A 9,792-nucleotide genomic window follows, 5' to 3' on the forward strand; every position below is an offset into this window, starting at 1 on the left:
AATACAGTGAGTTCTTTTCTTCTTCCGTGAATTCTAGGTTAATCATGTTTTTAATGAGTGCTTTGCTTCTAATTATGACTCTTAAACTATATTATTGTCCTTGAGTAAAAAATGCAAGTTGTAGCCGTGCAAAGTATATCATCGAAACGGATTTGCGCGAAGTTCTAGCAGAAATGAATCAGAAGCTAGATACAATTTCTAAAGATGTGAATCAAGTACAGATTCGATTGGCTACTGTAGAAACCAAAGTTGATAATGTAGAGAAACGATTGGATTCAATGGATAAGCGATTCGATAAAATGGAATTACAGATAGAAAAGGTAGAAAGCAATCAGGGCAATCAGGTTTGGGCTTTGATTGGGATTTTGTTTACGGCGGTAGTGGCAACGTCTATCCGTTTTGTTTTAACAGCTTTACCCTAGATTTCAAAAGAAAACCTGATCGCGTTTTTAAGATTTAATCAACAAGAAAACAGCGATCACCGTTATCTCAAGTCATCTTCGGTCAGATCAGCATCTTTCAAAATACTCTTAAGAGTACCAATTGGTAAATCTTTATTGCCATGAACAGGAACGGATAAAATAACTTTCATTCCCTGTTTTGTATAAATATGATGACTACTACTAATGCGTTTTAACTGCCAACCATAACGTTCAATAATTTTACAAAGGGCTTGGCCAGAAATAGATTTCATAATGATAATTCGACTAGCTCTTTTTCTGCTTCAATTTCTGTTTCTTGGCTTGCAACTTCAAGCCATCCTTGAACCGCATCTTGCAACATTTCTAATAATTGTTCGTAGCTTTCTCCCCAGGTATGACAGCCTGGCAATGCAGGTACGGAACCGCACCAAATACCATCTTCTTGCCAGATTAGAGCTTTAATTTTCATGTTATTTTCAAAATATTTGCCTAATTTTACTATGATAATAGAAAAATACGATATGTGATCGCCCCTCCTCCTCATCAAAAAATGATCGCCTCTCCTCACTCAAGAAACGATCGCCCCTCCCCATCATCAAAAAAACGATCGCCCCTCCTCCTCCTCAAAAAGTGATCGCCTCTCCTCATTCCCCAAAAAAAGATCACCCCTCCTCATCACAAAAAGTGATCGCTACTTTCTTCTTCACCTCCCAAAAGTGATCGCACTACAAGATCGGTGATCGTACTAAATATTTATACCCAATTCATAGGATTTTTTGTAAATACGATTGGTCTCTTCCTTGATCGCTTTAAATTTTTGGTAGAAGGCTGAGAAGTTTAATTCTTTTTTGGAGAGGTCATAAAAAATCATCATTTCGATGTTGAGCATCTGACTATCGGTATCGATTTTTAAGCTTCTAAAGCCTATCGCTCGGTTACGATGTCTTTCTGGTTCTATTAAATCATTAACAGCATCTACTAAAGGTCCGCCAGCAGTAAATATCCCCACTAATCCTGTTAAGGCTCCAATGAGAAAGCTTCTTCTGCTTAGAGGGCTATTGCTGTTTTCATTCCTAGGGTTTCGAGCAAACCATAAAGCAGAAAATAGTGTTATTGTCAATCCTACTAAGATTCTCCAAAAACGATATTGTCTTTTGTTCTTGCTTGCTATCCTTGCTTCTTTTTCACAAATAATAGAAAGATTAGCTAGGCTTTCCCACTGCTGGGCTAGATCTTGTAGTAATTCATGTCTCCAGTTATCTTGCTCTACTAACTCTGGGAATAATGATTTTTCAAATATAATTGGGGATAGTTCTTTTTTTTGCTTATCTTCTTTAACATAATGGTCTTGTTTAACTTTATCTATAGCTTTATTTAGGTCAATTCTACGAGCAGTTATTTGCTCTTTAAACTTGGCAAAACTAAAATTATTTTGGTTATTTTGTTGAGTTATATTAGTTGTCATACATTCGTAAAAAGTCATGAAATATGATCGCCAATTTTATTAGCCAGAAAAAAGGCAATATTGTATTGTATCACCTCAACCCAAGCAACAGATCGGCGATCCAGCCAGATTCTCAATAGGATTACTTTAACTCAATTTCCCCTGGTCGCCAAGTCTTATCAAACCAAGGCTCAAGCGGGCCATAAAGTCGAAGAATCGTGTTCCAACCCGTTTCAGGAATCGTCTGCACCCAATTATTTTCCTTATGATTAAAAGCAAAAAAGCGCGTTAAGTAACTATTTTTTAAGTCAAGACGGCAATTAGCGATCGCCCCTCCTGATCAAAAAGCGATCACACCATGAGAAGAAAACCTGATCGCACTAAAGTCCAAAATAATCGCAAATCAGATAATTATTGTTAAGAAAACAATTTAGTCCGTTACATTTCATTAGCGTACCCTACACGATCACCGACTATACTAACCGGTTGCTTGTCGAGGGCAATTTCAAATAAAAATTCGGGGGCAAAGTCTGCTTTGTTTGGCCATTCTATTGTCCGACTATTTACATATACTTTTTGAAATAAGCTTTGATCTTTTAAGGGTTCAAAGATTTCTCCATACAATTCTTGTTCTAAATCTACAATCCCTTCTATTCCATTATTAAAAGTTAGCTTTAATTGATACTTATCCAGATATTCCACACAGATAACATGAAGAAATAGCTCCTTTTTAGGGAAGGGGATCGATTCTGTTAAGAGGTTTTCTTTGACGCGCATTTTCCCAGTTCTCCAATAGTTCAGATTGGTGTAGATCAAGCCACTCCCATATTAAATTTAGTCCTCTTTTGGGCATTTGACCACAAACTTCACCTGTGTGAATCATTATAACCGCTTCATAATCTTGATACTCGGCATGGATATGAGGCGGATTGTGATCGTTATAGTTCATGGTGATTTTTATTCCATAGAAGCTTGATAGAGTGGGCATGAGTAAGAATAGTAATCAAGGTTGCTTTCTAAAAGTTTGCCTTCTATTGTAAGCGATCGCCCCTCCTTCTCAAAAAACGATCGCCTCTTCTCATCCCCAAAAAGCGATCACACGATGAAAAGAGATTAATTTGTCTAAAAATTTGCTAGACTGGCGGCAATAACGGCTTATTTTAAAGGTGGTAAGTAAATGTGGTGGCAAAGTTCTCGATTAGACCGTATTGAAGCCAATATGGAGCGTATTGATGCAAGAATAGAACGTCTGGCGGAAATCAGTGAAGCAACGAATCGGCGTATTGATCGGTTTGTGGAGGCTACTGCTCAACAAATGGAAGACTCTAAGGCCCGTATTGACCAACTGCAAAAAGGGATGGAACAGCTTCAGCGTGCAGTTGGCTATTTTTTAAGTCAAGACGGCAGTTAGCGATCGCAATTCCCCCAAAAATGCTCTATACAGTGCTTAATGCTTTGATTTTCGCTATCTCTGTTTCTAAGTTGGGAAGTTTTTGATTATATTTTTGGGCTGTTTCTAACCATAAATCTTTTACCATCAGTAATTCTTGTAGGGTTTCTTCTAAGGTTTCACCCTGAGCCAAACAGCCAGATAGTGCTGGAATTTCAGCGACAAAACCGCCTTCTTCACAGGGATAAATAATAATTGGATAATTCATCTTTAGTTATCTCCGATAATTTCAAGGACTCGACGAATATAAACAGATTTTACTTTTTTATTATGAACAGGTATGACCAAAATAATATCATTTCTTTTTAAAATGTGATGGCTACCTGTAATTCGATCAAGGGAAAACCCTTCTAATTCTAGCAGTTGACAAATATCGTTGAATCTTGCGTTATTAGGACTATTCTTGAGTAGTTCTAGTAGTTTATCCCTTTTAGACACGAGTGAATACCATTCAACAATGAGCTTGAGCAGAAATCCATTTTAACCCAAAAGGAGAAACCTTTTAACAATACACTTGTTCTAACATAGCGGCAGTGAGAGATTTTTGTCCGTGATAATAGAGACGACGATTGAGACAACCGATCGATTTAACATAGGTAGATAGGGTTCCCAGATCATGGGAAATAATTAAAATAGTCATCCACTCATTCAATTCTTGCAACAGGGAAAAAATACTAGCACGCATTTGGGGATCGACACTGGCAGTGGGTTCATCTAAAATCAAGAGACGGGGTTCTACTGCTAAAGCGCGAGCGATATAAACCCGTTGGCGCTGTCCCCCCGAAAGTTCAGCAATCGATCTTTTTTTCAACGCTAACATTCCCACACTATCTAAAGCTTTATCTACCCTTACCTCATCTTTTTTACTATAGCCTTGCCAGAGTTTTTTGCTGCTCAATCTCCCCATTTTCACCACCTCACCCACAGTAATGGGAAATGAGCGATCGCATTCAACAAACTGCGGCACATAACCGACTAATTCCCGACCTTTTTCGACACTTTGCCCCAAAATACTGACTTCTCCCCGCCAAGGTTTAATTAATCCCAGTAAAACCTTAAGTAGGGTAGTTTTCCCTCCTCCATTCGGTCCGATAATTCCTAGAAAATCCAGTTCTTGAATAGTTAAATTAATATCTTCGAGGATGGGTTCCTGTTCGTAGCCGGCCCAGAGATTACTAATGGTAATGATCGTTGACATATACAAACAATTACTGATTTAAAACTGTGGCCATTTTTTGGGAAACTTGTCGCAGGTTTTCACTCCAATTTTCAGCAAAGGCACTAATAGGGATTACCTGTCCCCCAATTTCCCTCGCAATAGTTTCGGCAATTTTCTGGCTAAATTCTGGTTGAGTAAAAATAACTTTAATATTCTCTTTTTTTGCCTGTTGGATTAGTTGACTTAACTGGGCAGCACTGGGTTCATTGCCGTCGATTTCGATCGCAATCATCTCTAAACCGTAATCTTGGGCAAAATAGCCCCATTCAGGATGAAACACCAGAAACTTTTTGTTTTTAATCCCTGCCAAGTTTTGCCGAATTTCTTGATCTAATGCGTCTAACTCCTGACTGAATTTTTCCAAGTTAGCCCGATAGATAGCTTCCTGACCCGGATCGAGTTGTGCTAGGGTTTGGTAAATAGTCTCTGCTTGTGCTTTGACTCGTTTTGGGGATAACCAAATATGGGGATCTAGGGTGTTTTTTCCGGCTTGATGTTTTTCTTCCTTGCTGTGATCATGATCATGATTATGTTCTGCTGTCAAAGGGATTTTATCTACTCCTTGACTGGTATCGACGATTAACATCTGTTGGTTAACACTATTTAAGCGATCTTTCCAAGCATCTTCTAAAGATACACCGATTTTAAAGTAGGCTTGCGATTGGGCTGTGGTTTTTAATTGTTCGGGTTTTGGTTCATAGGTGTGGGGATCTGTGCCGGGTTGAATCATGGCATTAACACTGACTCTATCACCGCCGATGCGTTTGACGAAATATTCCTGCGGTACGATACTCACTGTCACCTGTAAGGGTGTCTTTGCTTCCTCTTCCTTGACCGAGGGACCACTACAAGCTGTTAAGCTGGCTATAGTCAGGGTTAAAGCGAACGCTGTTAACTGGAATTTTTTACCCATCGGAGTTAACTGAGTCTGATTATGATTCTCATCTTATCACAGTCGATGAGAATCGTTATCATTCTGAAAATATCTCTGTATAGATGTACTGACTTGGTTGGCAATTAAAAAATTTTCTCTTGCCAACCAACGCTTGACATGATATTATATAGATAATGGAAAATCCGTGCGCCTGCGACCCCCCTCTGGTCAAGTCAAATAAAGCCCAAAAAAATTAACCCCAAAAAGTAGTGGGTGAACTGAAAACTCACATCTGATAAGTAGGGAGGCACAATTATTTGTAGGATGGGTTAGCGGTAGCGTAACCCATGCGGGCGTTGGGTTTCATGCTTCAACCCAACCTACGATCATCTTGCTAAGACTGCATCGGAGTGCCAGAGTTGGGAGCAGGGAGAGGAAGCCTGAGCATTTGTACTAAAACTCCCAAGAGGCAGTGTAAATTCAGTAGAGCTTAACTAAAAACCGAGTGCCAATCACTAAAAAATGACTTTTGCCTCCGTTATTCGCAACATTGAAAAATCGCCCTTAACTGCTGAACTTATCCAAAAACTGGAGAAAAACGGCAATTTAACCCTAACTGGCCTTGCCCGCTTACCGAAAGGATTAATAAGCACAGCTTTCGCCCGTTGTCAAGGAAAAAATCTTTTAATTATTTGTGCCAATCTGGAAGAAGCGGCACGTTGGGCGGCACAATTAGAAGCGATGACGTGGAAAGGTGTTTTCTTTTATCCCACCTCGGAAGCTTGCCCCTACGAGACATTTAATCGGGAATCCGAGATGATTTGGGGACAGATGCAGGTATTATCGACAATCAGTCATCAAGATGCTGGAATGGCGATCGTTACCACCGAAAAAGCCCTGCAGCCCCATTTACCCCCTAGAGAGGTTTTCGAGCAGTATAGCGATAATTTTGAGGTAGGAAGGGTGATAGAAGCCAAAAACCTCGATCTAACCCTAGCTAGACTAGGATATGAACGGGTTTCACTGGTAGAAACCGAAGGGCAATGGAGTCGTCGCGGCGATATCGTTGATATTTTCCCAGTTTCGGCAGAATTACCGGTCAGGTTAGAATTTTTCGGCGATGAATTGGAAAAATTGCGAGAATTTGACCCTGCCACCCAAAGATCCCTCGATTCTATCCCCAATCTGCTTCTTACTCCCACTAGCTTCGCAGCGATGATTGTCCCTTCTCTCCCCCCGACAGTGGCCGATTATTTGGAGGCTGAAGAGCGAGAAAAATTGGCTAATGGCATTTATCCAGAGGGAATTGAGCGATTTTTAGGCTTGTCCTTCCCTCAACCTGCCTCTTTATTGGATTATCTCCCCGAAAATACTCTTATTGCCTTTGATGAACTGGAAAGCTGTCAAGCTAGAAGCGATCGCTGGATAGAATATATTGGGGAACGCTGGCAAGAGATAGAACCAGCTTTACCGAAAATTCACCGTTCTTTTGGCGAATCTCTGCAAATATCGCCCAAATTTCCCCATCTCTACCTCTCGGAAATAGACGATCACCTGTCCGAAAATAGCCTTAATCTCTCCAGTCGTCCGATTCCCACCAGTCCGGGGCAATTCGCCAAACTAGCGGAAATTTTACGGGGAAAAAGAGAGATTTATAGCGGTATTAAACTAAATAAGTACGCTACATGGTTAATATCTGCCCAACCCTCCCGCACAGTCTCGTTATTACAGGAACACGACTGTCCGGCCCAATTTATCCCCAATCCCCTCGATTTTGGGGCGATCGAGCGCTTAATCATTCAAAACACCGCTACAGCCCTAAAATACTCAGGATTAGCTGAATTAGAAGGTTTTATCCTACCCACCTATCGCATAGTCGTCGTTACTGATCGAGAGTTCTTCGGGCAACATCTTTTAAATACTGCCGGTTACGTCCGCAAACGTCGGCAAGCAGCCTCGGTACAGGTGGACGTGAACAAACTCCGTCCCCTCGACTTTGTAGTACATAAACACCATGGCATCGGACAGTTTATCAAACTAGAAAAGCAAGAAAGCACAATTAGCGGAATAGTGCAAGGTCGAGATTATCTAGTTATTAAATATGCCGATGGATTATTGCGGGTTCCTGCCGATTCTGTTGATAATCTCTCCCGTTATCGTCATACAGGTAATCAAGAGCCAGAATTACATAAAATCTCTGGCAAAGCGTGGGAAGCGACGAAAGCTCGCGTCAGGAAGTCAGTTAAGAAGTTAGCGGTTGATTTAATCAATATTTACGCCCAACGGTCCCAAAAATCGGGTTTTGCCTATCCGATGGATAATCCCTGGCAGCGGGAGTTAGAGGATTCCTTTCCCTACCAACCCACTGCTGATCAACTGAAAGCGATACAGGATGTGAAACGGGATTTAGAAAGCGATCGCCCGATGGATCGCTTAGTCTGTGGGGATGTGGGTTTTGGTAAGACAGAAGTGGCCATTCGTGCTATTTTTAAAGCTGTCACCACGGGTCATAAACAGGTGGCTTTATTAGCACCAACAACGATTTTAACCCAACAACATTATCACACCCTAAAAGAACGTTTTGCTCCCTATCCCATCAACGTGGGTTTATTAAATCGTTTTCGCACCAATTCCGAGAAAAAAGATATCGTCCAGCGCTTGAAAACGGGGGAATTGGATATAGTGGTGGGGACGCAGTTGTTATTGAGTAAAGCGGTGGAGTTTAAAGATTTAGGATTATTGGTAATTGATGAAGAACAGCGTTTTGGGGTCAACCAAAAGGAAAAAATTAAGGCTTTTAAAAGTAATATTGATGTGTTAACCTTGAGTGCGACACCGATTCCCCGGACTCTTTATATGTCCCTTTCTGGGGTGCGAGAAATGAGTTTAATTACCACACCTCCCCCCTCTCGTCGTCCCATTCAAACCCACCTTTCTAGTTATAATTCTGATGTGATTAGAACGGCAATTCGCAATGAATTGGATCGGGGGGGACAGATTTTTTATGTAGTACCCAGAATCGAGGGAATTGAAGAAAAAGCGGCAGCAATTCAAGGGATGATTCCTGGTGCTAGAATTGCCATCGGCCACGGTCGTATGGATGAGTCCGAATTAGAGACCACCATGTTAGCATTTAATAATGGGGAAGCGGATATCTTAGTCTGTACGACTATTGTGGAGTCGGGGTTAGATATTCCCAGAGTTAACACAATTATCATTGAAGATGCCCAAAAATTCGGTTTAGCGCAACTCTATCAACTGCGGGGACGGGTGGGGCGATCGGGAGTACAAGCGCACGCTTGGTTACTTTATCCGGCCAAGGCAGAACTAACAGAAACCGCTCGGGAAAGATTAAAGGCAATTCAAGAATTTACCCAGTTAGGATCGGGGTATCAATTAGCGACTAGGGATCTGGAAATTCGCGGTGCGGGTAACTTATTAGGTGCGGAACAATCGGGACAAATGGAAGCGATTGGTTTTGATCTATATATGGAAATGTTACAGGAAGCTTTGCGAGAAATTCAAGGTCAAGAAATTCCCCAAGTGGAGGATACCCAAATCGATCTGAAATTGACGGCATTTATTCCTAACGATTATATATCCGATCTGGAGCAGAAAATGGATGTCTATCGGTCGATCGCTACTGCCAATTCTCAGAAAGCTTTAGGACAAATTGCCGCGGATTTAGTGGATAGATACGGGGCAATTCCTGCACCGGTGGCACAATTATTTAAGGTAATCGAGTTAAAACATCTGGCTAAATCCCTCGGTTTTTCGCGAATTAAACCCGACGGAAAACAGCATATTATCCTAGAAACTCCTATGGAAGAACCAGCGTGGAAATTATTACAAGAACACCTACCCCAACATATACAATCACGCTTTGTTTATAGTCCCAAACAGGTGACGGTTAGGGGTTTAGGAACGGTAAAACCACCACAGCAGTTAGATAGTTTATTGGAGTGGTTAGCTAAGTGTAAAGATGGTTTACCGACGAGGAATTAGACTAAATCCTGTTTAAAAAGTATAGGAGACTGGGAATTATGAATTATCAATTATCAATTATGAAGTGGGGAGCAGGGGAGAAGATAATCACTAAAAGTAATCTCCTGTCTCAACCGGGAAATTACTTTTGCAAGACTACCTAAGTAGCTGGTTATAATTAGGGTCTGCTGAAAAAGTTTTTCCTAGGGGCAGGGTGTAGGGTGTAGGGTGTGGGGTGTGGGGTTTTACCGATTTTGAGGGGGTCAATTACCTAATTTTCAGGGAAAAAGTAGCTGAATTTCCCCCTGATCACTCCCATATCTGGTACTTTTGGATTTCAAAAAAGGCTAAAAGTCTTATCCAGCAAGGTTTTTAGATTTATTCAGCAGACCCTAATTA

At 41.0% G+C, this 9,792-nt stretch carries 12 protein-coding genes and 1 pseudogene; 3 read left to right on the top strand and 10 right to left on the bottom strand.

Annotated features, from left to right (window positions below):
• Positions 1 to 173 precede the first annotated feature (173 nt).
• Entirely contained in the window at positions 174 to 422 is a 249-nt protein-coding gene (locus O9324_RS17410) for a hemolysin XhlA family protein (protein WP_288140845.1), read from the top strand.
• 62 nt (positions 423 to 484) lie between these two features.
• Here O9324_RS17410 and O9324_RS17415 read toward each other — a convergent pair whose 3' ends face one another.
• From O9324_RS17415 to O9324_RS17435, 6 genes and pseudogenes are all read right to left on the bottom strand, one after another.
• Positions 485 to 694, bottom strand: a complete 210-nt coding sequence (locus O9324_RS17415; protein WP_002789777.1) for a type II toxin-antitoxin system HicA family toxin — start codon at positions 692 to 694, stop codon at positions 485 to 487.
• Positions 691 to 891, bottom strand: a complete 201-nt coding sequence (locus O9324_RS17420; RefSeq protein WP_002735173.1) for a type II toxin-antitoxin system HicB family antitoxin — start codon at positions 889 to 891, stop codon at positions 691 to 693. Before O9324_RS17420 ends, O9324_RS17415 begins: the two co-directional genes overlap by 4 nt.
• Before the next feature lie 276 nt (positions 892 to 1,167).
• Entirely contained in the window at positions 1,168 to 1,905 is a 738-nt protein-coding gene (locus tag O9324_RS17425) for a hypothetical protein (protein ID WP_045362733.1), read from the bottom strand.
• Between the two features lie 103 nt (positions 1,906 to 2,008).
• Positions 2,009 to 2,131, bottom strand: a pseudogene (locus O9324_RS27535) (DUF1214 domain-containing protein); the annotation flags it as partial.
• A gap of 173 nt (positions 2,132 to 2,304) precedes the next feature.
• A complete protein-coding gene (locus tag O9324_RS17430; protein ID WP_002789779.1) occupies positions 2,305 to 2,643 on the bottom strand; it encodes a DUF2442 domain-containing protein in 339 nt (112 codons plus the stop codon).
• Complete coding sequence (locus tag O9324_RS17435) at positions 2,597 to 2,854, bottom strand: DUF4160 domain-containing protein (RefSeq protein WP_002792623.1); 258 nt, start codon at positions 2,852 to 2,854, stop codon at positions 2,597 to 2,599. Before O9324_RS17435 ends, O9324_RS17430 begins: the two co-directional genes overlap by 47 nt.
• A 189-nt stretch (positions 2,855 to 3,043) precedes the next feature.
• On the opposite strand from O9324_RS17435, the gene O9324_RS17440 reads away from it, so the two are divergent.
• The gene (locus O9324_RS17440; protein ID WP_149986411.1) at positions 3,044 to 3,277 is read left to right on the top strand and encodes a hypothetical protein; all 234 of its coding nucleotides are present in this window, start codon (positions 3,044 to 3,046) and stop codon (positions 3,275 to 3,277) included.
• Between the two features lie 25 nt (positions 3,278 to 3,302).
• Here the strand turns inward: O9324_RS17440 and O9324_RS17445 are convergent, their stop codons facing one another.
• The 4 genes from O9324_RS17445 to O9324_RS17460 all read right to left on the bottom strand — a co-directional run bounded on the left by O9324_RS17445 (position 3,303) and on the right by O9324_RS17460 (position 5,448).
• On the bottom strand, positions 3,303 to 3,524 hold the full coding sequence (locus tag O9324_RS17445) for a type II toxin-antitoxin system HicB family antitoxin (RefSeq protein ID WP_002744564.1): 222 nt from the start codon (positions 3,522 to 3,524) through the stop codon (positions 3,303 to 3,305).
• A 2-nt stretch (positions 3,525 to 3,526) separates the two neighbouring features.
• The gene (locus O9324_RS17450; RefSeq protein WP_288140846.1) at positions 3,527 to 3,754 is read right to left on the bottom strand and encodes a type II toxin-antitoxin system HicA family toxin; all 228 of its coding nucleotides are present in this window, start codon (positions 3,752 to 3,754) and stop codon (positions 3,527 to 3,529) included.
• 64 nt (positions 3,755 to 3,818) lie between these two features.
• The gene (locus O9324_RS17455) at positions 3,819 to 4,514 is read right to left on the bottom strand and encodes a metal ABC transporter ATP-binding protein (protein WP_002789780.1); all 696 of its coding nucleotides are present in this window, start codon (positions 4,512 to 4,514) and stop codon (positions 3,819 to 3,821) included.
• Positions 4,515 to 4,524: 10 nt separating this feature from the next.
• A complete protein-coding gene (locus O9324_RS17460) occupies positions 4,525 to 5,448 on the bottom strand; it encodes a metal ABC transporter solute-binding protein, Zn/Mn family (protein ID WP_288140847.1) in 924 nt (307 codons plus the stop codon).
• Between the two features lie 483 nt (positions 5,449 to 5,931).
• Between O9324_RS17460 and mfd the strand changes: the two genes are divergently transcribed.
• The gene (gene mfd, locus O9324_RS17465; protein WP_288140848.1) at positions 5,932 to 9,414 is read left to right on the top strand and encodes a transcription-repair coupling factor; all 3,483 of its coding nucleotides are present in this window, start codon (positions 5,932 to 5,934) and stop codon (positions 9,412 to 9,414) included.
• Positions 9,415 to 9,792: the final 378 nt, after the last annotated feature.

It is taken from the genome of Microcystis sp. LE19-84.1B (genome assembly GCF_027531875.1).
GTDB classification, from domain to species: domain Bacteria; phylum Cyanobacteriota; class Cyanobacteriia; order Cyanobacteriales; family Microcystaceae; genus Microcystis; species Microcystis panniformis.

Bases quoted from the DNA above. Each gene is read 5' to 3' on its own strand.
- O9324_RS17410 (WP_288140845.1), top strand. From the start codon at position 174: ATGAATCAGAAGCTAGATACAATTTCTAAAGATGTGAATCAAGTACAG.
- O9324_RS17415 (WP_002789777.1), bottom strand. From the start codon at position 694: ATGAAATCTATTTCTGGCCAAGCCCTTTGTAAAATTATTGAACGTTAT.
- O9324_RS17420 (WP_002735173.1), bottom strand. From the start codon at position 891: ATGAAAATTAAAGCTCTAATCTGGCAAGAAGATGGTATTTGGTGCGGT.
- O9324_RS17425 (WP_045362733.1), bottom strand. From the start codon at position 1,905: ATGACTTTTTACGAATGTATGACAACTAATATAACTCAACAAAATAAC.
- O9324_RS17430 (WP_002789779.1), bottom strand. From the start codon at position 2,643: ATGCGCGTCAAAGAAAACCTCTTAACAGAATCGATCCCCTTCCCTAAA.
- O9324_RS17435 (WP_002792623.1), bottom strand. From the start codon at position 2,854: ATGCCCACTCTATCAAGCTTCTATGGAATAAAAATCACCATGAACTAT.
- O9324_RS17440 (WP_149986411.1), top strand. From the start codon at position 3,044: ATGTGGTGGCAAAGTTCTCGATTAGACCGTATTGAAGCCAATATGGAG.
- O9324_RS17445 (WP_002744564.1), bottom strand. From the start codon at position 3,524: ATGAATTATCCAATTATTATTTATCCCTGTGAAGAAGGCGGTTTTGTC.
- O9324_RS17455 (WP_002789780.1), bottom strand. From the start codon at position 4,514: ATGTCAACGATCATTACCATTAGTAATCTCTGGGCCGGCTACGAACAG.
- O9324_RS17460 (WP_288140847.1), bottom strand. From the start codon at position 5,448: ATGGGTAAAAAATTCCAGTTAACAGCGTTCGCTTTAACCCTGACTATA.
- mfd (WP_288140848.1), top strand. From the start codon at position 5,932: ATGACTTTTGCCTCCGTTATTCGCAACATTGAAAAATCGCCCTTAACT.